This is a genomic window from Actinomyces ihuae, from assembly GCF_001457875.1.
In the GTDB taxonomy this organism is placed as follows: Bacteria; Actinomycetota; Actinomycetes; order Actinomycetales; family Actinomycetaceae; genus Pauljensenia; species Pauljensenia radingae_A.
Genome location: NZ_CZPX01000005.1, coordinates 592,983 through 618,263, shown reverse-complemented (window position 1 = coordinate 618,263; position 25,281 = coordinate 592,983). Strand labels below are relative to the sequence as shown.

Annotated in this window: 23 protein-coding genes, 1 tRNA gene and 1 pseudogene; 11 read left to right on the top strand and 14 right to left on the bottom strand. The window is 60.3% G+C overall.

The features are described 5' to 3' along the window. Window positions 1-75 precede the first annotated feature (75 nt). The 3 genes from BN3002_RS07365 to BN3002_RS07355 form a co-directional block, all read right to left on the bottom strand. Window positions 76-151: transfer RNA gene (locus tag BN3002_RS07365), tRNA-Ala, on the bottom strand. Between the two features lie 52 nt (window positions 152-203). Continuing rightward, the gene (locus BN3002_RS07360; RefSeq protein ID WP_371935783.1) at window positions 204-740 is read right to left on the bottom strand and encodes an L-serine ammonia-lyase, iron-sulfur-dependent, subunit alpha; all 537 of its coding nucleotides are present in this window, start codon (window positions 738-740) and stop codon (window positions 204-206) included. Between the two features lie 87 nt (window positions 741-827). Then, complete coding sequence (locus BN3002_RS07355; RefSeq protein ID WP_058237312.1) at window positions 828-1,877, bottom strand: zinc-binding dehydrogenase; 1,050 nt, start codon at window positions 1,875-1,877, stop codon at window positions 828-830. 160 nt (window positions 1,878-2,037) lie between these two features. Between BN3002_RS07355 and BN3002_RS11480 the strand changes: the two are divergent. The 3 genes and pseudogenes from BN3002_RS11480 to BN3002_RS11430 form a co-directional block, all read left to right on the top strand. After that, window positions 2,038-2,244: pseudogene (locus tag BN3002_RS11480) on the top strand (NAD(P)H-dependent oxidoreductase); the annotation flags it as partial. Window positions 2,245-2,322: 78 nt separating this feature from the next. Beyond that, complete coding sequence (locus tag BN3002_RS07350) at window positions 2,323-2,700, top strand: sterol carrier family protein (protein ID WP_157843536.1); 378 nt, start codon at window positions 2,323-2,325, stop codon at window positions 2,698-2,700. A 12-nt stretch (window positions 2,701-2,712) separates the two neighbouring features. Beyond that, window positions 2,713-5,097, top strand: a complete 2,385-nt coding sequence (locus BN3002_RS11430; RefSeq protein ID WP_074026210.1) for an AAA family ATPase — start codon at window positions 2,713-2,715, stop codon at window positions 5,095-5,097. Here the strand turns inward: BN3002_RS11430 and BN3002_RS07340 are convergent. Together BN3002_RS07340 and BN3002_RS07335 are read right to left on the bottom strand one after the other, a co-directional pair. Further along, on the bottom strand, window positions 5,086-6,789 hold the full coding sequence (locus tag BN3002_RS07340) for a phosphoenolpyruvate--protein phosphotransferase (protein WP_058237310.1): 1,704 nt from the start codon (window positions 6,787-6,789) through the stop codon (window positions 5,086-5,088). The genes BN3002_RS11430 and BN3002_RS07340 overlap by 12 nt on opposite strands. A 71-nt stretch (window positions 6,790-6,860) precedes the next feature. Then, the gene (locus tag BN3002_RS07335; RefSeq protein ID WP_058237309.1) at window positions 6,861-7,109 is read right to left on the bottom strand and encodes a DUF4235 domain-containing protein; all 249 of its coding nucleotides are present in this window, start codon (window positions 7,107-7,109) and stop codon (window positions 6,861-6,863) included. Window positions 7,110-7,323: 214 nt separating this feature from the next. Here BN3002_RS07335 and BN3002_RS07330 point away from each other — a divergent pair, with 214 nt between their 5' ends. Continuing rightward, on the top strand, window positions 7,324-8,820 hold the full coding sequence (locus BN3002_RS07330) for a type 2 periplasmic-binding domain-containing protein (protein WP_257525572.1): 1,497 nt from the start codon (window positions 7,324-7,326) through the stop codon (window positions 8,818-8,820). 807 nt (window positions 8,821-9,627) lie between these two features. On the opposite strand, the gene BN3002_RS11160 is transcribed toward BN3002_RS07330, so the two are convergent. Next, window positions 9,628-9,783 (bottom strand): hypothetical protein, encoded by a 156-nt coding sequence (locus BN3002_RS11160; protein ID WP_157843524.1) that lies wholly within the window; start codon window positions 9,781-9,783, stop codon window positions 9,628-9,630. 245 nt (window positions 9,784-10,028) lie between these two features. Further along, complete coding sequence (locus BN3002_RS07325) at window positions 10,029-11,354, bottom strand: DUF4921 family protein (protein ID WP_058237307.1); 1,326 nt, start codon at window positions 11,352-11,354, stop codon at window positions 10,029-10,031. A 225-nt stretch (window positions 11,355-11,579) separates the two neighbouring features. Here BN3002_RS07325 and BN3002_RS07320 point away from each other — a divergent pair, with 225 nt between their 5' ends. Continuing rightward, complete coding sequence (locus BN3002_RS07320) at window positions 11,580-12,788, top strand: oxidoreductase (protein WP_058237306.1); 1,209 nt, start codon at window positions 11,580-11,582, stop codon at window positions 12,786-12,788. On the opposite strand, the gene BN3002_RS07315 is transcribed toward BN3002_RS07320, so the two are convergent. Beyond that, window positions 12,785-13,201 (bottom strand): ACT domain-containing protein, encoded by a 417-nt coding sequence (locus BN3002_RS07315; RefSeq protein ID WP_058237305.1) that lies wholly within the window; start codon window positions 13,199-13,201, stop codon window positions 12,785-12,787. The two genes, BN3002_RS07320 and BN3002_RS07315, sit on opposite strands and share 4 nt — an antisense overlap. A 322-nt stretch (window positions 13,202-13,523) precedes the next feature. Here BN3002_RS07315 and BN3002_RS07310 point away from each other — a divergent pair, with 322 nt between their 5' ends. Then, window positions 13,524-13,982 (top strand): Hsp20/alpha crystallin family protein, encoded by a 459-nt coding sequence (locus tag BN3002_RS07310; RefSeq protein ID WP_058237304.1) that lies wholly within the window; start codon window positions 13,524-13,526, stop codon window positions 13,980-13,982. A 171-nt stretch (window positions 13,983-14,153) separates the two neighbouring features. Here the strand turns inward: BN3002_RS07310 and BN3002_RS07305 are convergent, their stop codons facing one another. From BN3002_RS07305 to BN3002_RS07290, 4 genes are all read right to left on the bottom strand, one after another. Next, window positions 14,154-14,957, bottom strand: coding sequence for an LmeA family phospholipid-binding protein (locus tag BN3002_RS07305; protein ID WP_058237303.1), 804 nt, complete (start codon window positions 14,955-14,957; stop codon window positions 14,154-14,156). Next, complete coding sequence (locus tag BN3002_RS07300; RefSeq protein WP_117394372.1) at window positions 14,954-15,832, bottom strand: aldo/keto reductase; 879 nt, start codon at window positions 15,830-15,832, stop codon at window positions 14,954-14,956. Before BN3002_RS07300 ends, BN3002_RS07305 begins: the two co-directional genes overlap by 4 nt. 85 nt (window positions 15,833-15,917) lie before the next feature. Further along, on the bottom strand, window positions 15,918-17,981 hold the full coding sequence (locus BN3002_RS07295; protein ID WP_058237302.1) for an ABC transporter ATP-binding protein: 2,064 nt from the start codon (window positions 17,979-17,981) through the stop codon (window positions 15,918-15,920). Then, on the bottom strand, window positions 17,978-19,807 hold the full coding sequence (locus BN3002_RS07290; RefSeq protein ID WP_058237301.1) for an ABC transporter ATP-binding protein: 1,830 nt from the start codon (window positions 19,805-19,807) through the stop codon (window positions 17,978-17,980). Before BN3002_RS07290 ends, BN3002_RS07295 begins: the two co-directional genes overlap by 4 nt. A gap of 148 nt (window positions 19,808-19,955) precedes the next feature. Here BN3002_RS07290 and BN3002_RS07285 point away from each other — a divergent pair, with 148 nt between their 5' ends. Then, window positions 19,956-20,711 carry a hypothetical protein gene (locus BN3002_RS07285; RefSeq protein ID WP_058237300.1) on the top strand — a complete coding sequence of 252 codons (756 nt, stop codon included), beginning with the start codon at window positions 19,956-19,958 and terminating at the stop codon, window positions 20,709-20,711. 34 nt (window positions 20,712-20,745) lie between these two features. Here the strand turns inward: BN3002_RS07285 and BN3002_RS07280 are convergent, their stop codons facing one another. Next, window positions 20,746-21,216 carry an RNA-binding S4 domain-containing protein gene (locus BN3002_RS07280; RefSeq protein ID WP_082628591.1) on the bottom strand — a complete coding sequence of 157 codons (471 nt, stop codon included), beginning with the start codon at window positions 21,214-21,216 and terminating at the stop codon, window positions 20,746-20,748. Window positions 21,217-21,393: 177 nt separating this feature from the next. Here BN3002_RS07280 and BN3002_RS07275 point away from each other — a divergent pair, with 177 nt between their 5' ends. The 3 genes from BN3002_RS07275 (at window position 21,394) to BN3002_RS07265 (ending at window position 23,100) form a co-directional block, all read left to right on the top strand. After that, entirely contained in the window at window positions 21,394-21,870 is a 477-nt protein-coding gene (locus BN3002_RS07275) for a ribose-5-phosphate isomerase (protein ID WP_058237894.1), read from the top strand. 29 nt (window positions 21,871-21,899) lie between these two features. After that, window positions 21,900-22,424, top strand: a complete 525-nt coding sequence (locus BN3002_RS07270; protein WP_058237299.1) for an NUDIX hydrolase — start codon at window positions 21,900-21,902, stop codon at window positions 22,422-22,424. Window positions 22,425-22,662: 238 nt separating this feature from the next. Further along, complete coding sequence (locus BN3002_RS07265) at window positions 22,663-23,100, top strand: Ohr family peroxiredoxin (protein ID WP_058237298.1); 438 nt, start codon at window positions 22,663-22,665, stop codon at window positions 23,098-23,100. A 317-nt stretch (window positions 23,101-23,417) separates the two neighbouring features. Here the strand turns inward: BN3002_RS07265 and BN3002_RS07260 are convergent, their stop codons facing one another. Next, the gene (locus BN3002_RS07260; protein ID WP_058237297.1) at window positions 23,418-24,728 is read right to left on the bottom strand and encodes a M18 family aminopeptidase; all 1,311 of its coding nucleotides are present in this window, start codon (window positions 24,726-24,728) and stop codon (window positions 23,418-23,420) included. Between the two features lie 153 nt (window positions 24,729-24,881). Here BN3002_RS07260 and BN3002_RS11425 point away from each other — a divergent pair, with 153 nt between their 5' ends. After that, the gene (locus BN3002_RS11425) at window positions 24,882-25,262 is read left to right on the top strand and encodes a MarR family winged helix-turn-helix transcriptional regulator (protein WP_307781421.1); all 381 of its coding nucleotides are present in this window, start codon (window positions 24,882-24,884) and stop codon (window positions 25,260-25,262) included. The last annotated feature ends 19 nt before the right edge of the window (window positions 25,263-25,281 follow it).

Here is a 25,281-nt window from a genome sequence, read left to right as displayed (position 1 = left end):
CAGGCAAAGTGAGCTTGTTGAGGCAATCGCTAGGCGAAGGCGAAGACTCTTGCAAGAGACAAATTGGGTTCAGGCTGGTGGAGCTAATGGGATTCGAACCCCTGACCTTCTCATTGCGAACGAGACGCGCTACCAACTGCGCCATAGCCCCAGGCGAAGAGCTAATTTACCATGCCTCAGTGTGGGGAACCAACCGGGGTGGTTCAGCACTCGATGACGTTGACGGCAAGCCCGCCCTCGGATGTTTCCTTGTATTTGCTGAGCATATCTCGGCCGGTGTCGCGCATGGTGCGAATTGCGGTGTCGAGAGAAACCTGGTGACGCCCGTCGCTCCACATCGCCATGCGTGCGGCATTGATGGCCTTCACCGCAGCTATTGCGTTGCGCTCGATACAAGGAATCTGCACTAAGCCGGCCACTGGGTCGCATGTGAGCTCCAGCGAATGCTCCATTGCAATCTCGGCAGCGCTTTCGACCTGTAGCGGTGACCCGCCGAGCGCCTCGGCGAGCCCGGCTGCGGCCATCGCCGATGCCGAACCAACCTCGCCTTGGCATCCCACCTCGGCACCCGCGATGGATGCGTTGGATTTGATGATTGACCCGACGGTGGCCGCAGCCAGCAGGAAGCGGCGGAGCCCGTCGTGATTGGCTCCCAGAATGAAGCGTTCGTAATACCGCAGCACGGCTGGGATCACGCCTGCGGCGCCGTTTGAACTGCTCCCCATTAGTCGGTGTCTGATTTCTCAGTCCAACTAAAGGGGAGCAGTTCACTTCTCAGCGATGCGTTCCTTCACGCATCGTGCCGCCCTGCTGGGGTCATTGGGGAACTATTTCCACGGATCGACGAGGATTCGAATCGGGTTTCCCTCCTTCGTTTCCATCATTTCAATACCGCGTTCGATCTCGGACAACGGGACCACAGCAGAGATCGATTGCGACAGGTCAAGACGCCCGTCCTTCAACAGCTCTGCCAACAGGTAAATGTCGACAGGTTTGTAGCCCAGGTGGCCGAACGCCTGCTTGCGCTGCAAACCGAAAGACAAGATGGGGCCAGCGTCAATTTCCTGACCTGACAGGCCAACGAGGACAGCTCGCCCATTGAAATCCAACGAGGCAATGGCCTGCTTGAACGTGGCCTGCAAACCAACGGCGTCGAACGCGACATCGATTTTTCGACCGCCCGTCGCTTCCGTAATCTTCTCCATCAAGTCCGGGTCATCTGACCGGAATGTGTAGTCAGCACCCAACTCCTTCGCACGTTCCAAGACCGCGTCGTTAATGTCAATCCCGATGACCGGGATAGCGCCGGCGAGCTTGGCGAGCTGAACGATATGCGTTCCCACGCCGCCCAGACCCCACACCGCAACCGCATTGCCGATCGACACTCGACCTGTGCGCTTGACCGCGCTAAAAGGTGTAGCAACAGCGTCAGCCAGAATCGCTGCCTGATCCATCGGGACGCCCTCGGGAACACGCGTGAGGCCAGCAGCAGGAGTGATGGCGTACTGCGCCCAGGCGCCGTCATAGGCGAATGCCATCAGCTCAAGATTCTGGCAGGCTCCTTCGTTGCCGCGGCGACATTCACGGCACTCGCCGCACGACCTGCCGGACACGGGAATAACTTTGTCGCCTACTTCCCACCCGGTGACACCTTCGCCCAGCTCTGCGATTTCACCCGAGCATTCATGGCCCTGCGTCACCACGTCAACTTGTGGTGGAAAGTTCCCGTCGATCAGTGACAGGTCAGAGTGGCAGATGCCGCAGTAGGCAACTTTAATGAGGACCTCGCCTGGTCCGGGGGAGGGGATCGGGATGTCTTCAACCTTCATGGTCTTGCTGTCGGCGTAGAAGCGCTGGGCGCGCATTGTTCCGTCCATGTTGATACCTTTCTGGTTGTTTTCAGCTCAGCGACGAGGCGACGGTGCACGGCAGACTCATGCTTCCTTGCTTTCATGCCCCTCGCGTCTCAACTGTGAAACTCGCTGTGCAGGTTCATTTTAGCGCAGTCTAGGTAGAAAGTCCTATGTTGAGAGAGCAGACGCCGTACTGATCGTGACCCCGGAGTACAACCGATCCATTCCCGGAGCTCTCAGGAACGCCCTCGACTGGATGTCGCGACTCTACGGATCAAACCCCTGGGGAACAAGCCCACCATCATTGCCGGAGCCAGAGAATCGCCCTACGGCACAGCGATGGCACAAAAAAACCTGCGCTCACAGCTCGCATACTTCAACGCATACCTGATGACACGGCCCGAGCTGTATATCAGCGCCTAGAATGGTCGCCGTGACGCCTCGACGAAAAATCGACTTCGATGCCGGCATGGATGCACTGCGCACGTGGTGCGGACAGGGCGATGACACCCCGCGCCGTCAGCAGATGACGGCAGTGCGTTTCTGTCTGGAGGAGCTCGAGCAGCGTCACCCCGGTCGCGCGGTCGAAGTGCGCGTCCCACCGGCCGGAGCCGTCCAGATTCTGAAAGGTACCACTCACCGCCGAGGTACCCCACCTGCCGTTGTCGAAATGTCGATGCCCACGTGGCTGCGCCTCGCAACCGGCGACCTGTCGTGGGACGAGGGGGACGCCGCCGGCCTGATCCAGGCATCCGGCCAGCGAACAGATCTCGCCGCGCTGTTGCCGCTGTTCGATGGCCGCGACCTTGCCGTACACTCGCAGTCCGCAGATGCCGGTGGGCTGTGAGACCATGACCCTGTGAGCACCTCACCCATCGAGATCACCGACGAATTCCGTCGGGCACTCGACATGTTGGAAGCCGGCAGGTCCCTGTTCCTGACCGGCAACGCCGGCACGGGCAAATCCACCCTGATCCGCTACTTCATAGCCTCAACCGAGCGTAAAGTCGTGGTCGCCGCGCCCACCGGAGTGGCAGCGCTCAACGTCGACGGCTATACCCTGCACCGCCTGTTCTCATTCACCCCGCATACCACTATTGACGACGTGCGAAACGGCACGTATAAGCCTTCGCGGTTCTCGCGTACGCTGGCCTCAATCGACACCTTGATTATCGATGAAGCGTCGATGGTGCGAGCCGACCTGTTCGACAAGGTGTGCCTCGCCCTCGAAAAATACGGGCCACACCCTGGGGAGCCTCTTGGAGGAGTCCAACTGGTCCTGGTCGGAGACCTCTACCAGCTGCCGCCCGTGGTCAACACGGGAGAAGAAGACTACTTCGCGTCCGCTTTTGGCACCCCGTATTTCTTCTCTGCCAGCGCGTACAGTGCCGATCGGTTTCCGACCGTCAACCTGACGAAGGTTTTTCGCCAGCTCGGTGATTCTCAGATGACGCAGATGCTCAACGCGATCAGGTCGGGGCGCATGACGCGGTCGATCACCAGCGTCCTGAACAGCAAGGTCAACCACGATTTCACGCCACCAGAGGACGAGTTTTGGCTCACGCTCGCCACGACAAACCGGATCGTCGGTGCGCGCAACCGGCGACACCTTGATGATTTGCCGACACCGCTCATCCAGTGCCACGGAGCGCAATCAGGCAACCTCGACAAGTTCGAGCCGCCGACCGACCCCGTGCTGTCATTCAAAGTTGGCGCCCAGGTCATGATGCTGACCAACGACCCGGCTGACAGGTGGGTGAACGGCTCGCTCGGGCGCATCGTTGGGATCGACGGGATCGGAGGAGCCGACGGGATCGACCAGGCCGCGTCCGACCCCATCGCTGCAGGTACCGTGCCCGATACTGCCCGTACGGTGCCCGGCCGCGTTCCCACTTTCGACCCCACCGCCGCGACCGCCGCGACTGACTCGATCGAATGCAGTGTCGATGACGACATTGAAGTGTTCGTTGAACTGCGCGACGGCTCGACAGTCAGCGTTGAACCACACGCGTGGGAGATCACCCACCCCACCGTCGAAGGTGGAGTCCTGCGCCACAGCGTCGTCGGCTCCTTCACGCAGATGCCGTTCAAACTGGCGTGGGCCATCACGATCCACAAATCTCAGGGCCAAACCCTCGACCGTGCCGTCATCGACCTGTCGGGAGGCACATTCGCCGCCGGCCAACTCTACGTAGCGCTGTCACGGTGCCGCAGCCTCGACGGCCTCGTGCTGACACGCCCCATCTACCCGCGCGACGTGAAAATCGATCACCGCATCCGCTCATTCCTGGCAGACACAACCGGCCTGCCCACTGGCCGTCGCGCATACTGCGGCGCGCTCACCTGCGGTCACGGCGACGGATTCATACGCCCCCTCGAAATCGCCTTCACATTTGACGAGGGTGCCCCACTCACCTCACTGATCAATCCGACGCGTGACATCGGAGATGCCGCAGCGACCTATGACATTCACGCAGCCGACCTGCAGGTAGCGCCGCGCCTGGCTGATATCTGGCCTGCCGTTGAAGAACGCATTTCCGGCCACGCCCTCGTCGCACCGGCACACGACGACATGCTGCGAATCTGGGATGACGAGCTCAAACGCACCGGCATCGTCGCACCCCTCGAATCAGTGCTCACTGTTCAGGTGCCACAAAGCGCAGCAAGCGCGCTCACACGAGCCGAAAAGCTGCGCGACGCAGCACATGCAGCAGATGCGAGTCTGCCCGAACGCGCACCGGCATACACGCCGGTCGACGAGCCTCGAGCCGCATGGCTCCTGCCGCGCTCACCGCGACAAATCGTGCCCTACGGGGATCCGGTGGAAGTGGCCGCACTGATCGAAGAGCGTGTCGCTGGGCTTACGCTCGGTGACAGCGCCGCGCAGCTCATTGACGATTTTTGCCGGCGGTACGAAGTGGCGATCAACTACCGCACTCGGGGCGAGCAAACCACGTGGGCGCAGTTCATTGAGGAACACAGCGGTGATGCGGCTATACCCGTGCGTGTGTGCTTCACCGGCACGGCTATGTGTGACGGTGAGGTGTGGTCGCGCGAGCAGATGGAAAACCTCGCACACACCTGCGGCCTGGCTGTCGCGCCCAATGTGTCAAAGACGCGATGCGACGTTCTGATCGCTGCGGACGTGACCAGCATGTCCGGCAAAGCCAGGAACGCCGCAAAGTGGGGCAAACCCGTCTACTCGGCCGACGAGTTCATTTCCTGGGCGCGCTCAGTGAGCTGATGCGAGCGGGGGGAGTTGGGTACGGGCAAAATGACGCGCCTCTCCTGGGCTGGTTGCCTCACGGATGGCTACGGAAGCTGCCTGGCACTGCTCGAGTGTCACTGACGCCAGACGAGCACCCACCGGTGGGATAGCCGGGCATGCCATCGACAGAGACTGCACACCCATGCCGACCAGGACACACGCAAGCAAGGGGTCAGCAGCAGCCTCACCACACACGCATACATCTGTGCCGGTCTCGCGGCACACCTTCGCAGTGTGGGCAATGAGGCGCAGCACCGACGGCTGCCACGGGTCGGTGTACTCGGCCAGGTGGGGCGACATTCTGTCAGCAGCCATCACATACTGCGTCAGATCATTCGTCCCGATCGACACGAAATCCACCAGTGGCGCAAACTTGTCAATCATGATGGCAACGGAGGGAACCTCCACCATGATGCCGGCTTTCAGGCCGCGATCATGGACAAGGCCGGCAAACCACTGGGTTTCCGCAACTGTGGAAATCATCGGTGCCATCACGCGCACATGCTCATGCCCAACAGAAGAAGCTGCCAATCTAATCGCGTCGAGTTGGCGGGGCAGAAATTCCTGGTTGTGGCCAGTGGTGCGGATACCGCGCACACCCAGAGCCGGGTTTGCTTCCTCCAGCAGCGGGGCGAATGGGACAGGCTTATCGGAGCCGGAATCCAACGTGCGCACCACAACCTTTGATTCAGGGAACTCCTGCATCACCTTCCCGTACAGCACAGCCTGATCGTCCACGCTGGGTTCGACCTGAGTGTTGAGGAAGTACAACTCTGTGCGGAACAGGCCGATACCTTCCGCATCGCCAGAGTGTGCCGCCAACCTCGTCGTCACATCGTCCTGCACATTTGCCAACAGTTCAACACGCACATCGTCGCGCGTGCGTCCCGGCCCGTGCCAGGCACGGATCGCCGCCAGGCGTTCAGCTTCATGAGCAACTGCGTCGTGAGCGTCACAGTGGCGGGCGCCCGTCGTAATTGTTCCGGTATGCGCATCGACAAGCACATGGACACCCTCGGCAATTTGCCCAATGGTGCGGGCCGCCACGATGCACGGGATGCCGAGCTGGCGAGCAATGATCGACGTGTGCGAGGTCGGGCCGCCGAACTCTGTGACGATCGCGGAATACATCGAGGGGTCAAGCCCTGCGGTATCAGCAGGAGAGAGATCATCAGCCAGTAACACTACCGGGTGATCAGTGCGCGGAATGCCTGGCTCGGGCTCCCCGCGCAGCTCAGCGATGACGCGGTCACGCACATCGCGCAGGTCAGTGGTGCGTTCGGCCAAAATGCCGCCGGAGCGTTCAAAGGAATCAATCAGTTTCGCGGTAGCACGTACCACTGCCTGAACAGCGGGAACGCCTGCCTCGATGTACCTGACTGTCTCCTTGCGCCATGATTTGTCGGTCGCCATTGACGCGGTGACGGCAAGAACCTCGGCCGCGCTGCCTTCAGAGTGCTCGGCACGCTCAAACAGGCGCTGCGCCACCACGTCAGTTGCCGTCATGTACGCGTCGATTGCGCCTGGCCGCTGATCAGGCGTCAGCTCCGCCTCGTCCTGCGCGGGCAGCGTCGGGCGCCTGGCCCACGCCGAGGGCGCCCACGCCACACCAGAGACAACCGGAGTGCCGTAGTGAACGCACGGCGACCCCTCATGAAACTCACTCACTGAAAACTCCGATCACCATGCGGGACTACGCATTATTCACCATTCGTCGTGCCCACACATCGTCGTGGTGATCAGTCGTCAATCTGACCAGGTCCGTACCACTTCTTCGCACCCTTGATGGCGTAACGCTGAATGAACGACACGCACACCGCTGACAGGGCTGCAAACGCCAGAAGCTGCACAATCTGGACATTGTCATCGTCTTCGCGTGGAATCGGCTTGCCGGTGACAAGCTTCCAACCGCCTTCGACCAGCTTGTTCGCCACCATTGCCGACAGAGCCATTGACCCGGCGCTTGCAATCTTCCACCCGATATCCATAGTGTTCTCCGTTTCCTCAACGTGTTGTCAAAAAGGCGAACAACGCAGCGCCAGCTCAACGCGTGGCGGCGTGGCTCTGATGTAATCATGCCCCATTTGCGTGCGCGGCGCGTGATAAAAAGAATATCGCGTTCGCAAAATACGCTCCGGATGCGCCGCCACCGCCCGCGCACAGGCGACAATGGAACCAGAAACGACAAGGGAGGCTGCCGCGATGAACACTGCGCCACAAGGACGCTTCAGCACAGCGCGCCTACACCCATCCGCGCGCCGACCCATGTGTCTAGGCGCGGCAGCGTGCGTGAGCGTCGCCCTTGCACTGAGCGCTTGCACCGCCTCAGTCGATCCAACCGCGGTGACCGACCCGTTCGCGTCGAGCCAGTCAGTCGGGTCGGCCGATGGCGCGTCTCCCTCGTCAATGTCGGGCGCAGCAGGCGATACCAGCCAGTCCGCTGATTCGCTGCGCCAGTCGTGGCCCGAGGGTGCCCCTGGACCTGACGAAGGCCCTGCCGTTACACGCGGAACAGGAACCGTGCGCATCGGCGTGGTAGCAGATAGCAAGGCTTCGCTCCCCCCGCGTCTACTTGAGGAATTCACCGAACGCAGCGGCTTCAAGGCCGAAATTCTCCCCATCAGCCGCAGTGGTGAAGCTGGCAGCCTGTTGTCCGCTATTGACGAGGGTGCTCCCGACGTGCTGATGGGACTGGATCCGGCCGACCTGGCCGATCTGGGACTGAAAGACGCAACGGTCTATGGCCGTGACGATGTGTGCGCCGCGGTCGACCGACTGTTTATCGAGGCTAATCGCGGGAAAGCTGCCGCCTCCTTTGATGAGCTGATTGATGACGCGCATGCCGTGCTGTTTACTGTTCCCGACCCGGTGACCTCTGCTGCCGGCAGAGCATTCATGCTGGCAACGGCGAGCGTGAAGGGTGACAAAGCTCCGACCTGGTGGAAGGACGCCGCAAAGCGTGGCGTGAAAATCATCAAGGGCAGTGGCGCGACCTCGTCGTGGAGCGCGCTTGGCCACGGGGCACCTGTGAGTGCGGACAGCCAGGGGGTGGGTGGCCAGCGCGCAACTGGAGACAGCGCCACGGGCGATAGTGCGACTGGAGACAGCGCCACGGGCGACAGCGCGGCGGGAACTCAAAGCCCGCGCGGCCAGGCGGCCGGGTCTCAAGGTGAGCAACCGGCCTCGTCTCAAAGCAACCCAGCAGCCTCGTCGACAGCAGCGCCGTCCTACTATTCCGTGGTCGCCGCCTCTGACTTGGCGCATACGCCGCTGCTGCTCAACACCGGCGTTGAATCATATGGTGCGCTGATCGGTGGAACTTGCGTGAAGCGCTCCATGTTCGTCGCGCCCTGGCCGGGTGACCAAGCTCCGACCGGGGCTCAAGCTACTGCGGGCACTGTTCCTACTGCCAGCTCCCTGCCTACTGCCAGCTCCCTGCCCGCTGTCAGCTCCCTGCCCACTGCCGGGGCACAGGCGTGGATCGACTTCGTGCAAGGCGCAATGGCACAGCGCATTATGGCGCTTGACGCTGTTGCCTGGCCGGCCGCATGGTCGGGTGACCAGGCGGCCGCTCTGGCAAGCGACAGCGTATTGAGTTGGGTGGCAGCTCCCGTAGATAGCGCGTTGGAACTGAGTGAGGAGCAGTGGTCCGCCTCGTCAAACCTCCAACCGAAGTGGTCGAGTGCTTTCGATTCCTGACGGCTCCAGCTCGGGGGCTTTCGGTTCCCTGTAGCTTTCAGCGCTTGGCGGCTTTCCCGGCATTGCAATATCGGTGCGGTGCGCGGCCACGGTGCCGATCCGCCCCGAAATGCGTTATGTCGTCAATCGGTCGGCGCTTGTCGCGGCCGGTTGATTCTTGCCTCAGTCGGTTGATTCTTGCTCGGCCGGTTGCGTCGTGGTCCTGTCACGGGGTCGAGCAGTGATCGGATCATGGCCTGTGTGCTGCACGGTGCCCTGGATTCTAGGCTCCGTCGCGCACAAACCCCTAGATCTTAGGGCTGTGTGTGCACGAACCCCTAGATCTTAGGGCGGTGTGTGCACGAACCCCTAGATCAACAGCGGGCGGGGCCACCCTCGAAAAATAGAATGCCCGGTGACCTGCATGTTCACAAACGCGGTGAAATGTGCGGGCGTTAGATCTAGGGGATTGTGCAAAAAGGAGCGAGAATCTAGGGGAATGTGCACTTGTGAAGGTTAGATCTAGGGGAATGTGCGCTCGCGAGGGGTAAATCCAGGGCATCGTGCGCGCAGGCACGCAGATACCAGGAAGCACTGCCTGCCGGAGAGCTGAAAATGGGGGCGCGAGGCGAGCAGATGGCGTGGTGCGGTCAGTTTGCGGATCGTGAGTGCGAGAGGGAACGTGAGTGCGAGAGGGAACGTGAGCGGGTGGAGGAGATACGAGAGATGGGGTGATAGTGACAGAAGGTGCCCCTGCTGCTTCGAAAAACAGCAGGGGCACCGGGGTTACGAATAGCTCAGTCGCTGATCACTCGCAGAGCGATGGGGTCAGCTCTGGGTCGTGGTGTCCGTAGTTACCTCTGACTGGCCCGGCACTGACATGTCGCCGCCGTCTGACGCACCGCCACCTGAGCAGCCCGCGACTGCAAGACCTGCAATGGCCAAAACAGCTCCGATTCGTGCGATCTGTGAACGTGAAGCCATGATGTTTCATCTCCTTCGGTGGGATGATTACCGGATCACCCCTGATCGGAATAACGTTCTCCACACAGTAGCTGGCATCAAATCCATACTCAAGAGTTTTCAGGTAATTCTCAGATTAATGGGGGAATATGCCCAAATTGCGAGACACCAGCGGCACACTGCTCGAGGGTGAGGCGCACGGCGCTGTGCTCTGCTGCCCAGGAATTGTGGAGTGGAAGGTCGGACCGCGTCGCGCGGACAGAACGTCACCCCTCGCCGTGCAGCAGGCTCGGATCAGCCGAACATTCATCACCGATCTTCATCGGTGCAATCGTGCCCTTTTCGCGCTCTTCGAGCAGACGCTTCACAACGCGTTCGCGCACAGTCCACGGGTCGATCGTGTTGAGATAGATGCGAGTGCCGCCCTCGAAACCGGCTAACGTGGAGATGCGCCACTTGAGCAAAATCCTCCACCGCATCGGCGTCGACACCCCGGGCGGTCGGTGATACCACTCCTCGTTACATGGTACGTCGACCCCGGTGGCCACGTGCGCAGCATGCAGCAAGTCAGAAACTCCGCGAACCTGTTCATCGGAGGCGTGCCATGGGTTGACCGGCTCGCCCAGCGGCCAGATCGCAATGGTGGGGTAGCGGTGACCAAAACCGGCCAGCGCAATGGCGTGCTCATTCTGCGCAATCAGCAGGCGTCGCGTGACACCGACCGAGAAAATGTCGTCGTATAGATCCGGCTGCGCTCGCAGGCGGGAAAGCTCTGCCTCAGTCTGAACCGCGTGAGAGTCAATTGCGACCAGCTGTTTATGCAGGTGATCGAAACTCGCGCCGGCGGGTTTCAGCCAGTTCTGGAACGCCGCCACATACTTGACAGCAGGATCCAACCCGTACAGGTCAGCCATCGCGCGGGTAGTGAATGCCGTGTACTGATAGTGCTCCTCCGGGGTGAGGGTGCCAGACCCCGCCAGCTGCGTATTATCCGTCGCGCCATCAACATAGTGTCGGCGCGCAACGATCACGTCGTGACCACCGGAGAAAAACCCGTTCGCCTGTTGGAGCTTTTCTGAATCGGACAGAGCATCGAAGTCCTCCTCGGACATGCCGCCCGCCATCATCCGCGCGCGCACAACCCGCATCACGTGGTCATAGCCTGTCGAGGAAGCCAGGTATTCAGCCATTCGACGGTGCTCAGCTTCAGATGGAACGTGACCGTGGTTGAGGTGCCAGTAGTTGTAGGACACGATTTCGAAGAGGTTCGGGATGCGGCGGAACTCAGCGACAGTCGACGTCAGCTCATCGGCTGGCAGTGCTTCGAGCTGTTTCCAGTTGCCGTCCTCGTCGCGAATCAGACGAGCCTTTTCGGGCGGAGTCTCCAGATAGCGCTGTTCACAGAAGGCGCAGTATTTGCCGTGCTGATCTGGGTCGAGCTGCTCGGGCGTCTCAACTGGCACGGATAAAGGGCGGTGTCCCCGGCCGGGAACGGTCCACACTTCAGTGCCGGACAGCAGGTTCGTCTGTTTGACGGTGCCATCAGCTAGCCGCACAATGGCCCGGTCGTGGGTCTCTTGCTCCTTCGCCATACCTCCTAGCGTAGTCGCACTCGCCCTCATCTGACGGGCCCGGCACAGGCTCGACAGCAATTTCCTGTTCTCTTGCGGCGTATGTTCACCCTCTCATCAGGGGTAACGAGGCAGACGCCGCTTCGTGGCGGCAGCTCCCCCGATTCCATGTATGCGCTCAGTGAATTCAGTGGTGCACTGCTGTCGGGCTATTGTGAGGACGCCGAACATCGGTAGGGTGGAGGCATGGCTCGCGTGCGTTTGTTTGAACCGATTGAAGTGGGAGCGCGCCGAATTGCACACCGCGTGTGGATGCCTCCGATGTGTCAATACTCCGCCCTCCCGTCAGGCCCCACAATGGGGCAGCCGACCGACTGGCATGTGGTGCATTATGGTGCGAGGGCGCTCGGCGGTGCAGCAGCCGTCATTGTCGAGGCGACCGGGGTCGTGCCCGAGGGGCGTATCTCCCCGTACTGCCTGAGCCTGCATTCGGACGAGCAAATCCCGGCCTTTGCGCGCATAGCTGACGCGATCCACGCTGGCGGTTCAACTGCCCTGATCCAACTCAGCCACGCCGGACGGAAGGCGTCAGATCCGATGGATTGGGCGGTGGAGCATTCTCGCCGCTGGGCACGCCAGGCAGGGCGTGACCTTCCGATCTCGGATCAACGCGACCATGAACTTGAGTGGCAAACCGTTGCCCCGTCGGCCGTGGCATTCAACGAGCGGTTGGGGACGCCTCGTGAGTTAACAGGTGAGGAAATTGACGGCCTGATCCGCGCGTTTGGTGACGCGGCAGAGCGGGCCATGCGCGCAGGTTTCGACGGCGTGCAGATCCACGGCGCTCACGGCTACCTGATTCACGAGTTTCTCTCACCATTTTCCAACAAACGCACTGACAAGTGGGGCGGTGACTTCGAGGGCCGCACGCGTTTCCTGCGCCGCATAGCACAGGAAATCCGTTCACGTATTGGCGACGAGGTCGTCCTGGGCGTGCGCCTGTCGGGCACTGACTGGACGAAGGAATACCCCGAGGACGGTCGCGACGGCTGGACACTGGAAGAAACAGTACGTCTTGCCCGTGAACTGGCACGCCCCGGCACTGAGTTCAGTGCTCACGAAGGCGCTCGCGGCGTGGACATGATCAACATGTCGACCGGAGGCAACGTGCCTGACGCGCATATTCACGGCGGCGTGGGGTACCAGGTGTTCGCCGCGGAGGCTGTCCGCACAGGCCTGCATGATGCAGGAATTACCGATGTGCCGGTGTCAGCCGCGGGCCTTATTACGGGAGCTGAACAGGCTGAACAGATTTTGGTGGACGGTCGCGCCGACATGATCGAAGTGGGGCGCCCGCTTCTGACTGATCCGATGTTGCCGCACGTATGGGCGATGCGTCTTCGCTCCGAGATGGCGTGGCCAGATCCGTATCTGCGCGGCACCGCGCGTTACTAGGCCTGGGCTGGTGGCAGCCAGCCTCGTGCCTGACGTGCCAGATTGTCGAGGATGGATGCCGCTTCCGTTGCTCGATCCACGTGAACAAAAAGGTGGTCGTGGTAGTAGCCGGCGATCACGTTGCAGCTGATGGATCGCGATGCGAGCGTCTGGGTGATGGTGGCGGTCATGCCCACTGAATCCAGTGCGGAATGCACGCCCAACGTGATCAGTGCATAGCGTTCGTCCATCGGCAGGCCAGCCTCGCGCGCATCGTCTTCAGCGACGACAACGGTGATGCCTTCGTCTTCCTGGATTGTTGCGAAAGGCTGTAGCCCTTCGGGAATGGAGTGAACTGACGCAAAGACGTAGACACCCTGTGGGGTGGCGTCAAGCGCTGCAAGAACTGAATCAAGATCTTTTAACCCGGACATGTCTTCGACAATACCGATCGCGTCGTCTGTTTGCGAGGGTGTCTCACAATGAAGACCTGTGAGTTAAAGGGGTTTCGTTGGAGGATATTGGCCTGCATTTCGGCGACCCATCACAGGGAGTGATCCACAAGCGCAACTACTTTTGAAAGTTGAGTCTAGGTGTGTCAACTTTCAGCCTTGAGTGAAAGAGACTCAACTTTGCTTGCGGAGTCATCCTCGTCGATGCAGACTAGAACCATCAAGCGAACAGAGGCTCTGGGAGGAGCCACCAAGGTGCGGTCACGAGGGGGCCGAGCGCCTTGGACAAGTGAAGGAGATTGTTATGGTGACTCGTTTTGATCCCATGCGTGACATGGACCGTATTTTCAACTCAGTGATGCGTGAGGCTCCGGCCAACCCCGGCATGCCGCTGGATTTGTACCGCAGCGGCGATGAGTTCATCGCGAAGATGGATCTGCCCGGCGTTGACCCCTCCACGATCGACATCGACGTGGAAGAGCGCACGCTGACCATCAGTGCTGAGCGCAAAGCCGAGACCGCGAAAGACATTCAGTGGCTCTCTCACGAGCGCCCATCCGGTGCGTTTGCCCGTCAGCTGACACTGGGCAACGGAGTGGCACTGGACGGAATTTCCGCGTCCTACCGCGACGGCGTTTTGACGCTGACCATTCCGGTCGCAGAAGCTGCCAAACCGCGCAAGATCGCTGTTGCGGTGGAGGACAGTGCTCATGACGGAGCGCAGACCATCGAAGCCGACGCGCACGACTCCGACGAAAACTGAGGTCGGCCTCTGTGCGAGGAGTCGAGGAGCTGAGGGCGGAAGGCCGCGGCACTGAAGCGCTGCCTGGCCGGGATCCGCATCGATCCGACGACTAGCTGAAGAGAGAACCACCCGCTTGCTGGGATCTGAAATAAGTCCGGCAGGCGGGTGGTTTCTTATGCGGTTTTGCAATTATCGGAAGAGCGTTTCCAGATCGATATCAGCGCCGGTCAGCGTTGCGGTGATCTGGCCGCTGTCCGAGGTCTGCAGTGACGAAATCATGAGCCCGGATGGCAGCGGATCCAGTGGAACGCGCAGATCGTCCAGATTGAATTCCGTCAGCAGGTCATCCAGCGGAAGATTGAGCGCTCCGGCCTGAATGGTGGTGGGCGTGATCACCAAGGATCGACCGTTGTCACCGATCGCCAGTGTTGCCATCGCCGTGACCTGCTGGCCCAGGATTTCCATGCCGAGGCTCACGCCTTCATCGGTGACGCTGACAGTAGCGGGCATTGAGATGTACTGAGGCAGCTGATCATCCAGAACCTGCTGCAACGAATCCTGATTGACCCGCCCGGTGCCTTCAACCGACTGCGCGTGGTAGGGCGAGGACGTCCCGACATTGTGCACGCTGATGTCGATATCGTTCAGCCGTAACTGGCTCCCGGACACATCCACGTCCCATCCGGGCACATGCACATCCAGCGTCGAAATCGCCCCACCCAGAACCTGCGTGAGGAACGGGATATCGGCAACTGACACGTCAACACCATCCTCGCCGTCAGCAGCGCCCCCCTCGTCCGTGGTTCCCTGAGGGGCAGTGACGGCACCAGGCGCACTTTCAACCCTGGACGCGAGGTCACTTTCGACGCGGTGCGCCAGGTAGCGGTCTGCACCCACCAGTGCGGCGGCGAGCGCGACGATCACTACCAGCGTGATCCACAGGCCTGTGTGCGAACGTGACTTTTCCGGCGCGTAGGGAGGTGGCGCGCTCACAGACGATCCATCACGTCAGGATGAGCACCCGTGCGGCCTTCTTCCCCTTCGTCGAGGGCGGCCACCGCAGTCATCTGCTGATCGGTGAGCTCGAAATCAAAGAGCATCATGTTGGCACGCTGTCGCTCCGGTGTCACGGACTTCGGGAAAATGACATCGCCGCGCTGCAAAGCCCAGCGAAGAGCCACCTGAGCAGCTGACACGTCGCGCTCCGCCTGCTCACTGACCTCGCGCGCGATTTCACTGAGGCGGTCATCAGATGCTGCCCGGCCACGCGCCAGCGGCGACCACGCTTCAGTGATGATCGAATGCTTGTCATCGAAGTCATGCACCTCCTGGTTGAGCAGGTAGGGGTGTGACTCGATCTGGTTGACCATCGGGACGACACTGGACTGCTCCAGCAGTACCTCCAGGTGGTGCGGCTCAAAGTTGGACACGCCAATGGCGCGGGCTCGGCCGTCTTCGTAGAACTCCTCGAGCACCTTCCACGTGGTGACAAAGTCGCCGCCGTAGAGCGTGGGCAGTGGCCAGTGGATCAGGAACAGGTCCACATAATCGGTGCGCAGATCCTTCAGTGACTGTGCGAACGCGGCGCGCGCCACATCAAGCTCGTGGTTGGGGTTGTCCAGCTTGGTCGTGATGAACAATTCTTCACGCGCAACGCCTGACTGCGCCCAGGCCTGCCCGACTTCGGCCTCATTGTGGTACATCTGTGCCGTATCGAGATGGCGGTACCCCAGGGCAAGCGCGTTGGACACTGCTTCGACGACATGCTCAGTGATCTTGTAGGTTCCAAAACCCAGCTGAGGAATCGTGGCTCCTGTGGCCAGGGAAAGCGTGGGGATCTGTGGAATGTCTGCCGATGCGGTCGCCATGATGGCTGGCTCCTCTCATGATCTGTCAACATGCTCGGGCACGTGCTCCACTTCAGCTTACGTGCCCAGGCGTCCATTCATGAGCCTATGCGATATCGTCCTCGTCCGTCACTGCTGGGCCCGCAAACTGAGCCTGGTAGAGGCGGGCATACGCCCCGCCGCGTTCCAACAGTTCCACGTGACGGCCAGTTTCCACCACGTCGCCGTCTTCCATCACCAAAATGAGGTCCGCATCGCGAATCGTTGACAGGCGGTGCGCAATGACAAACGAGGTGCGATCCTGGCTGATTTGATCCATCGCCTTTTGTACCAGTGCCTCGGTGCGCGTATCAACCGAGGATGTTGCCTCATCGAGGATCATCAGGTCCGGGTGTGCGATGAATGCGCGGGCAATTGTCAAAAGCTGGCGCTCACCGGCCGAAATCTGGTCGTCCTGGTCGGCAACCTTCGTGTCATACCCATTGGGAAGTTGCGTAATGAGGCGATGCGCCGCCGTCTCCTTCGCGGCTTGCCTGACGTCCTCAGGTGTGGAGCCCTCACGCCCAAACGCGATGTTCTTCTCAATCGTGCCTTCGAACAGCCATGTATCCTGCAGCACCATTCCCATATGGGAGCGCAGAACATCCTTGTTGATCGTCGAAATATCCACGCCGTCGATCCGAATCGCACCGGAGTCCAGCTCGTAGAAGCGCATGAGCAGGTTCACCAGCGTGGTCTTTCCGGCACCCGTTGGCCCGATGATCGCGACAGTTTGGCCAGGCTGTACCTCCACCGACAGATCCTTGATAACGGGCTTATCTGGCGAATAGCCGAAGCGCACGTGGTCAAAGACGATGTGCCCGCGCACGTGCTCATTTTCTGCCGTGCTTGCCTGACCGTCCCAGGATGTCTGGCTGCTGGCAGCTTCTGGCGTTTCATCAGTGGCCTCCACATGGGCCAGCGCGAACGAGGACGCCCCGTTATCCGGCTCCATCTCAGGTGCATCGAGGAACTCAAAGATGCGTTCAGCCGAAGCGATACCGGACTGCAGGGAGTTCGCCATCGACGCCAACTGGCCCAGAGGCTGCGAGAACTGACGCGAATACTGGATGAAGGCCTGAACCTGGCCCAACGTCATTCCACCGTTGGCGACCATCAGCCCGCCACCCACGGCGACCACCACGTACGACCCGTTGGACAGTAACCCCATCAACGGCATCATCAGGTTGGAGATGAACTGCGCCTTGAACGATGAGTGATACAGCCGCGTATTGGCGTCGTTGAATTCGTCGGTGAAACGCTCTTCCAATCCGTACAGCGCAACGACCTCGTGCCCCGTCATCGCTTCCTCCACGACGCCGGAAACCTCGCCGGTCGCATTCCACTGCTCAACGAACTGCGGCTGCGCCTTCTTCATCAGGTAGACGGCGATCGCTGCACCGAAGGGAATGATCACCATCGCCAACAACGTGAGCTTCCACGACATCGACACCATCATGGCGACAATGCCGACGACGGTGAGGACTGACTGGAAGAACTGGGAGAGCGTCTGGTTCATGACCTGCGTGACGTTGTCGACGTCGTTGGAGACGCGAGAGATCAGATCACCGCGCGAATGCTGATCGAGGTAGCTCAGCGGCAGCCGTTCGATCTTGCGCTGAATCTCATCGCGCATCCGCCACCCGGCGTTCTGAACGGCAATGCGCAGCAGAATCTCACCGACCAGCCCCACCAACGCTGAGGCGGCGTAGATTGCGCACACCGTCAGCAGGACCTTGCCCAACTGGCTCATGTCGATTCCCTGGCCGGGCACGACGTCCATCGCAGAAAGCATGTCAGCGAAACGATCATGACCCGAGGCGCGCATCGCCTCGATTGCCGCTTCTTTCGAGGGCGCGTCCGCCATCATCTTCCCGATGACGCCGTTAAAGATAATGTCTGTGCCGCGGCCGAGGATCTTCGGTGCAATCACTGACAGAACCACCGACGTTGCAGATGCCAGCAACGTGATGAAAAGAATGAATGCATCGGGTCGCAGTGACTTGATCAGGCGTTTCAACGAGCCGGAGAAGTTCTTCGACTTGCCTCCAGGTGCGACCCCGCGGTTGCCGCGAGGACGGTTGGACTGCCCGCCGCGGCGCCGGCGCTGTGGCTGAGAATCAGTGCTCATGCTGCCTCCTCCTCGCTGAGCTGTGAGGCAACAATTTCCTGATACGTCGTACAGCTTTTCATCAAGTCCTCATGCGTGCCGCGACCGGCGATGTGACCATCTTCCAGCACGATGATCGTGTCGGCGTGCCGAATCGATGCAACGCGCTGCGCCACCACCACGATCGCTGCGTTGCCGGTGTGATCAGATAAACCTGCCCGCAGGCGCGCATCTGTGGCGTAGTCCAGCGCGGAAAAAGAATCGTCAAAGATATACAGGTCGGCATCGCGGTACAGGGCACGCGCAATCGACAGGCGCTGGCGCTGACCGCCGGAGAAGTTCGACCCGCCCGGATCGACGTCATAATTCACACCGCCATCAAGCTTGGAGACGAACTCTGTGGCCTGAGCGCCCTCGAGTGCGCGCTCCACCCTGGAAAGCTGCTCGTCTGTCAGGTTGTCGGTTCGTGTCACGTCCAACAATCCGGACACTGTCTGCGCAATGGTGCCGGAAAACAGGTACGCATGCTGCGGCACCATCGCGATGCGCTGGCGTAGCTGAGCCAGGTCTATGTCGCGCGCATCGACGCCATTGACCCGGATAGTTCCGCCTGTGGGATCCATCAGGCGCGGCAACAGGTTCACCAGCGTGGTCTTGCCTGAAGCAGTTGAGCCGATGATTGCAGTTGTCGTTCTTGGTTTCAGAGTGATCGAGATGTCATCCAGGACTGGTGAGAGTGCCCCGTCGTAATGCACGCTGACGTGGTCAAGGCTGAACACCCATTGGCCCTGGTCAAGGGTGGTGTCGTGGTGAGAATCTTCGGATGCGGCAGCGTCGCCCTCGTCAATGTGCGTCGCCATGTTCGAGGGGGACTGGGCTTCCGCGGGCGTGACAACTGTGGGAGCTGCGTCAAGAACCTCGGTGACACGGTGTGCGGCGACGCCGGCGCGAGGCACCATCACAAACATCATGGCGGCCATCATGACGGCCATGAAGATCATGCCGAGGTAATTGATGAAGGCGAAGAGCGCGCCGATCTGCATGTTGCCGCTGTCGATCAGGGATCCGCCGAACCACACCACTGCAACCGATGACATCGAAATGATCAGCGTCACCGAGGGGAACATGATCGAAAAGAGGATACCGATGCGCAGGTAGACCGACCGTACAGACGCGTTGACCGAGTCGTAGCGCTCGCGGATAAACGGTTGACGCACGAATGCGCGGATGACGCGGATGCCGGTGAGTTCTTCGCGCAGGACAGTGTTCATCGTGTCGATGCGTTTTTGCAGGCGGGCGAACTGCGGTGCGAGGAACGCCATGATGATGCCGACAATGACCGCGAGGATGGGGACGACGACCAGGAGCAATAGTGAGAGGCGTTGATTTTGGCGCACAGCCATCAGGACTCCACCGATGCCGTTAATGGGTGCCTGCACCATGATAAGGAAGGTCATCAGGGTGACCATCTGGATTTGCTGCACATCGTTGGTGGAACGCGTGATCAGGGAAGGGGCACCGAAGTCATGCATGTTCTGAGCGGAGAACGACTGCACATGAGTGAAGAGCCGGTGACGTGCCCAGGCGCCCAGACCCATCGCCGTACGGGCGCCGAGGTAGACAGCGAACGCAGTGGTGACCACCTGGACGAGAGTGATCCCCATCATGATTGCGCCGAGTTTCCAGATCAGGTCAGTGTCACCTTGTGCGACGCCTTCATCGATGATGCGGGCGTTGAGGCTCGGCAGATTCAGTGCGGCTATGGTTGCGATTACCTGCAGCACGATAATGCCGATCACTTCAAGAAGGCGTGTACGCAGATAGCGCCAAACAAAACGAAAAAGCACGCGTTTTCCATTCCATCGAAGTGCGTGACGTTTTCACGCACTCACATATGGTAAGAGACGCTGTGTCATCATGCTCACGATGGCGTTTTTGCGCTGTTGCGTGACCGATGGACATTTCAGGTTAATCGAGTAAACTTCCGACGTGCCCATGTTTACGTCATACAGAACACCTGCTTTTTCACCTGATGAGCTTATTGCAGGTTTTTGGTTGGTGCTCGCCTATGTTCATGCCGGGAAAGTGGCTGAATATGTTGCGAATAATGGTGAGCCGACTGAAGCTGTTCCTCTGACCGAGGGTGGCACGCCTCACGCCTGGCACGAAATTGACGATATTGTTGAGCCTGTTATCCGTCATCATGGTCTCGACCACCCGGATGAACTTGCGGAGAAGATCGCAAAAAACATCGTTCGTACTGTGTGGTGGGTCACACAGGTGAATGACAAGGTGTCTGGTGAGACCTCTCAGGCGTCGATCTCTGTGGCTGATTTTGACCGCGCCCGCTCGGCTCTGCTGGAAGCCTGGAAAGTAGGATCGATCGCCGGAATGGCGCTGTGGCCACCGACCGCCCGCACTGTCGCCACGCGTGTTGGCGATGGCAGGTGGAACACAGCTCTGTCCCGTCTGGGAGTTGCGACGTATTCAGGCAGGCGGGTTGGAGCCACGCGCTTCAGTGATGAGGACATCATGAAGGCGTTGCGCAAATTTAACGACGAACTGCGCGAAGAATCCGGTGAGGAATCCTCCAGCTCGCAGGTGTCGGATCGTCTGACCTATCAGAACTACTGCGAGTGGGCCTCTGAGCAGCGGGCTGCGGGCGAGCGGATCGTGTCAGGCGCCACGATTCGCCAGCGCTACCGGTCGTGGAAAAAGGCACTGCATGAGGCCTTTGAGCAGGAGGGCTGAGCGCGGCGCGGCGTGCTCAGCTGAGCGAGGGTGGCTAACGCCAGCGGATCGATGAGTCGCGTCCGCGCAGGCGATCAAGTTCGCGACGCTCTTTCTTGGTGGGGCGACCTGTACCCTTTTCGCGCCGAGCCACCGGAATTGAGAGGCGAGGCCGAGGAAGCGACAAATCAACGTAGCACTGCCGCGCAATAGGGGCGCCCATCCGTTTAGCCAGGAGGTGACGCACCTCCAGCACGCGATCGAATCCTTCGACGCGCAGGCGCACTTCGTCGCCGACTCTGACTTTCTGTGCGGCTTTCGCTGCCTCACCGTTGACTTTCACGTGACCGGCGCGGGCGGCAGCCGTCGCAGCCGAACGCGATTTCACCTGCCGAGTCGCCCACAACCACGTATCGACCCGCACGAAGGGCTGGTCGCTGAGTGCGCCCGCAGGGATCGGCACTTCCGCGTGCGCAGGATCAGCGCTCTCAGCCGGAAAACCGTATTCAGCATCGTGGTTGCTCATAGACAGATCCTAGAACGAGAAGAGCCGCTCTACCTTCCGCACCTTGAGCGGGTGGCGGACGACGCACACAGGTGCGAACCGATTGGGATCCCGCCGATGCGATGGCTACGATTGGAACAGGTCACTGTACAGACCTCACGTCAGCAACGCCGCTTCACCATGATGAAAGGACTCGACATGAGTACTCCTCGTATCGTCCACATTGCTACAGATCACGCGGGGCTCGATGCGTCGCATGCGATTCAGGAACACCTGCGGGAGCGTGGATTCGAGGTTCACGACCATGGCCCTCAGTCCTACGATCCGCAAGACGACTACCCCGCTTTCTGCATTCACGCCGCGCAGGCCGTTGTCGCGGACCGGCAGGCAGGAAAAGACGCCCTCGGCATCGTGCTGGGTGGGTCCGGAAACGGTGAACAGATCGCCGCCAACAAGGTCGATGGTGTGCGAGCCGCCCTCGTCTGGAACGAATCGACCGCGCTGCTGGCCCGCCAGCACAACGATGCGAATGTTGTCGCGCTCGGAGCCCGTCAACACCCCGAGGAGGAAATGATTCACCTGATCGACCTCTTCCTCGACGAGCCTTTCTCCAACGAGGAGCGCCACGTCCGCCGTATCGGTCAGATCAGCCAGTTCGAGGCAGAGCGGGGTTAGCTTGCGTCACGAGCCACTAGGGTAGATGCATGGCAACTCCTCCTTTCATCCTTGAATTACGCTCCAAAATCGGCCACGCACCGCTGTGGATACCAGGGTGCACGGCAGTCGTATTGCGTCCTGCTGCGTCTTCCTCATTGACGAGGGTGACCGGCGCGAACGCTGACCTGGCTGATATTGAAGTGCTGATGGTCAAGCGTGCTGACAACGGCAAGTGGACGCCCGTGACGGGAATCGTGGATCCAGGCGAGGAACCGGCTGCTGCAGCTGAACGTGAAATTCGTGAAGAAGCCGGTGTTGAAGCGGTTGCGCAGCGCCTCTTGTCGGTGGAGGTCGTGGGGCCTGTGACCTACCCGAATGGTGATGTGTCGAGTTATCTGGACTGCTCATTCGTGTGTGAATGGAAGCAGGGCGAGCCGTGGCCTGCCGACGGCGAGAACACAGAAGCGGCGTTTTTCCCAGCCAATGACCTGCCTCCCACTAATGAGCGCTTCCGAACTGCAATTAAGCGGGCACTGTTAGGTGAAGACGGGTCGGCGGTGTTCAATCGGTAGTACTCCATAGGCCCAAAGTGTGCAGCTTCTAACCGTTCGTAGATAGGACAGTGTGAGACACAACCACTTCCGCTCGAGGCGTGCAGATTCTCCGTGCGTGCCGGTTATGGGGGATTAGTGGAGAGATTGGGGATTAGCGGAGAGCACGCTTGGCCAGCAGGGTAGATAGCGTGTGGCACTGTTTCACCGACTGGAACGGCACTTGCCGACAGATCGGGGACGTGGTGAGATTGAGCTCATGACACATACACCTCAAAAAATCGTCTACAGAGTTGAAGCCGAATGCACGGGAGGTCGCGACGGAGCCGTCACGATTCCGACGCTGGACTTCCAGGCCGATCTGCGCGCCCCTGAAAAGATGGGTGGCCCCGGTGGGGGACTGAACCCAGAAGCGCTGTTCGCCGCAGGCTACGGCGCATGTTTTCAAAGCGCGCTTGCACTTGCTGGAAAAGAACTCGGAGTTGACACGTCTGATTCGCTGGTTACCTGCTCCGTGGGGATCGGGCCTGAAGGTGAATCCTTTGCGCTGTCAGTCATGATCAATGTTGAGATTCCTGGCCTCGACGATGAGACGGTCAAGCGCGTGGCGACTCGCACGCACCAGCTGTGCCCGTATTCCAAGGCCATCGCTGACAACGTTCCGGTTCAGATCACAACCGGCCAAAAGTCGAAGTAAGGTCTTGTTCTTGTCAGTTCTCTAACTTTGTGTCAGGTGCGGGCTGCAGCGCGTGAGCTGTAGCCCGCACCTGTTGTGTACGTCCATTTTCATTGACCCAACTGTCGATCTCGGTCGACTATAGGGCGGGGGTGTTGCAACCCTGCCACTGTTTGTGCAGGTCAGGAGCTTTTGTCTGCGCGCACATCAGTCGACGCGTCGTCCAAATCGACAGTTGGGGACAAGAGGGGGAGTGGAGACAGCCGGGCGCGAGAGGAAGCTGGAGGAAGGCAGCTGGGAGCCAGAGCGCAGGGCGCTGCGCAGAGCGCTTTCGTGCCTCAGGCTCCGCGCCAGTAGGCCTCCAAAATTGCTGACAAAGACTCAAGATCTGCAACGTGACTCATTTCCCGCGCCGAATGCATCGACAGCAATGCCACTCCGACGTCAACCGTGCAGATTCCCAGACGCGTCGCCGTGATCGGGCCGATCGTGGTGCCGCACGGCATCGCATTGTTGGACACGAAGTCTTGCCATGGTGCTCCTGCCGCCTGTGCGGCTCTTTTCCACAGTGCGATCCCGGGTGCGTCCGAGGAATACCGTCGGTTGGCGTTCAACTTCAACAGTGGACCGCGACCCATCACCGGGCGGTTGTCAGGGTCGTGCCGATCAGCATAGTTGGGATGCACGCTGTGCCCGGCATCAGCAGAGATGCACGATGAGGCGGCCATCATCCGAGCCGTCCCGTCAAAGTCTCGACCCAGGCTCGCCGCCGTGCGACGCAGAATATCTTCGAGGAACGGCCCGGCCGCCCCCGAACTGGTTGACGATCCTACTTCCTCATGATCAAAGCAGGCGAAAATCAGTACGTCGTTGCCACTGATGCCGTCAGCCAGCAGGCGCTCCATTGCGGTGAGGCCGCTGTGCACCGATGACAAATTATCCTGACGGCCAGCAGCGACAAACTGTCCATGCGATCCGAAGACGGCAGGCCCCTGCGAGGGAGTCAGGATTAGATCAAAGGATGCGATCTGATCGGCGTCATCCAGATCGACCGTATGAGCCACGAGATCAAGGACCGACGCGTCGTCCTCGTCAACAGTCCATACGGGCTTCATGTGCTGTTGCTTGTCGAGCACAAGGCCCTTGTCACTCACCGTACGGTCCAAGTGGATGGCCAGCTGCGGGATGCGTGCGAGTGGGCCGGTTGCGACCAGGCGCTGCTCGCCACCCTGCGTGAGAACGCGTCCAGCGATCTTGAGTTCGCGATCCAGCCACGAGTTCAGCAGCATTCCGCCGTAAATCTCTGCGCACAGCTGCCCCCACCCGTCGGCGGTGGTGGCCTGCACAGACGGCTTGAGCACGAGAGCAGGGGAGTCAGTATGCGCGCCGACGATGCGGAACGCAGACGAGTCAGTGACAGACTCGGGGATCACATACGCAATAACGGCACCGTCGCGGACAACCACGTGTCCACCCGGTGCCGTATCCCACGCGTCAGTTTCGCGCTGGCGCACGCACCCCGCATCCTCCAAACGTTGAGCAATGAGGTCAGCAGCGTGGTACGAGGACGGGGAATCGCTCAGAAAAGACAGGTAATCGCAGGTAAAGGCACTGGCCGTCGCTGTGCCGACAGGTTTCACATTGGACATGACTCCATGGTAGGCGATGGAACAACGCCGGTGGAGTCGCCCTCGTCAATTCTGCCGAACGAACCGGCGACGGCCAGTAAGTAACTGCGTCACAGTGTGCTCGAGGCGACGCGAACCGCCGTCGAACACGCGAGTGAGGCTCAGGAGTTCAGCTTGTCGGCGATCTCGACTGTGCGGCGAGCCATGTGGTCGAGCGCAGCCAGTGTTTCCTCCGAACGCGTGTCGGTGTTCACCCGCTCAGGAATGACACGCGCGATCGCCCGTCTGGAAAAGCTTGGCCTTGTTGAGCGCACCCCGTCACCCTCGGACAAACGATCAATGCTGGTGTCGTTGACGCCCGAGGGAAAGTGCACGCAGCAAGAAGCCGCTGTCATCACTCAGGAGCACGGCGCTCAGCTATTCGGTGCAGTCGCCACTGCAGATGAACGTCGCCGCGTTGAGCAGATTGGTCTGGATCTGCGCGCAGAGATGGGGGCGCGGCAAAGTGAAATGATTAAACAGGAAGACGAGGACGCCTCGACGTGCGGCCGCTGATAACCTGCTTGCCGGCAAA

What these genes read in the sequence shown, in the direction of transcription:
- BN3002_RS07355 (WP_058237312.1), bottom strand. Translation starts at nt 1,877, where the DNA reads ATGGACGGAACAATGCGCGCCCAGCGCTTCTACGCCGACAGCAAGACC.
- BN3002_RS07350 (WP_157843536.1), top strand. Translation starts at nt 2,323, where the DNA reads ATGGATGCACTGCGCACGTGGTGCGGACAGGGCGATGACACCCCGCGC.
- BN3002_RS07335 (WP_058237309.1), bottom strand. Translation starts at nt 7,109, where the DNA reads ATGGATATCGGGTGGAAGATTGCAAGCGCCGGGTCAATGGCTCTGTCG.
- BN3002_RS07330 (WP_257525572.1), top strand. Translation starts at nt 7,324, where the DNA reads ATGAACACTGCGCCACAAGGACGCTTCAGCACAGCGCGCCTACACCCA.
- BN3002_RS11160 (WP_157843524.1), bottom strand. Translation starts at nt 9,783, where the DNA reads ATGGCTTCACGTTCACAGATCGCACGAATCGGAGCTGTTTTGGCCATT.
- BN3002_RS07325 (WP_058237307.1), bottom strand. Translation starts at nt 11,354, where the DNA reads ATGGCGAAGGAGCAAGAGACCCACGACCGGGCCATTGTGCGGCTAGCT.
- BN3002_RS07320 (WP_058237306.1), top strand. Translation starts at nt 11,580, where the DNA reads ATGGCTCGCGTGCGTTTGTTTGAACCGATTGAAGTGGGAGCGCGCCGA.
- BN3002_RS07315 (WP_058237305.1), bottom strand. Translation starts at nt 13,201, where the DNA reads ATGTCCGGGTTAAAAGATCTTGATTCAGTTCTTGCAGCGCTTGACGCC.
- BN3002_RS07310 (WP_058237304.1), top strand. Translation starts at nt 13,524, where the DNA reads ATGGTGACTCGTTTTGATCCCATGCGTGACATGGACCGTATTTTCAAC.
- BN3002_RS07300 (WP_117394372.1), bottom strand. Translation starts at nt 15,832, where the DNA reads ATGGCGACCGCATCGGCAGACATTCCACAGATCCCCACGCTTTCCCTG.
- BN3002_RS07295 (WP_058237302.1), bottom strand. Translation starts at nt 17,981, where the DNA reads ATGAGCACTGATTCTCAGCCACAGCGCCGGCGCCGCGGCGGGCAGTCC.
- BN3002_RS07285 (WP_058237300.1), top strand. Translation starts at nt 19,956, where the DNA reads ATGTTTACGTCATACAGAACACCTGCTTTTTCACCTGATGAGCTTATT.
- BN3002_RS07280 (WP_082628591.1), bottom strand. Translation starts at nt 21,216, where the DNA reads ATGAGCAACCACGATGCTGAATACGGTTTTCCGGCTGAGAGCGCTGAT.
- BN3002_RS07275 (WP_058237894.1), top strand. Translation starts at nt 21,394, where the DNA reads ATGAGTACTCCTCGTATCGTCCACATTGCTACAGATCACGCGGGGCTC.
- BN3002_RS07270 (WP_058237299.1), top strand. Translation starts at nt 21,900, where the DNA reads ATGGCAACTCCTCCTTTCATCCTTGAATTACGCTCCAAAATCGGCCAC.
- BN3002_RS07265 (WP_058237298.1), top strand. Translation starts at nt 22,663, where the DNA reads ATGACACATACACCTCAAAAAATCGTCTACAGAGTTGAAGCCGAATGC.
- BN3002_RS07260 (WP_058237297.1), bottom strand. Translation starts at nt 24,728, where the DNA reads ATGTCCAATGTGAAACCTGTCGGCACAGCGACGGCCAGTGCCTTTACC.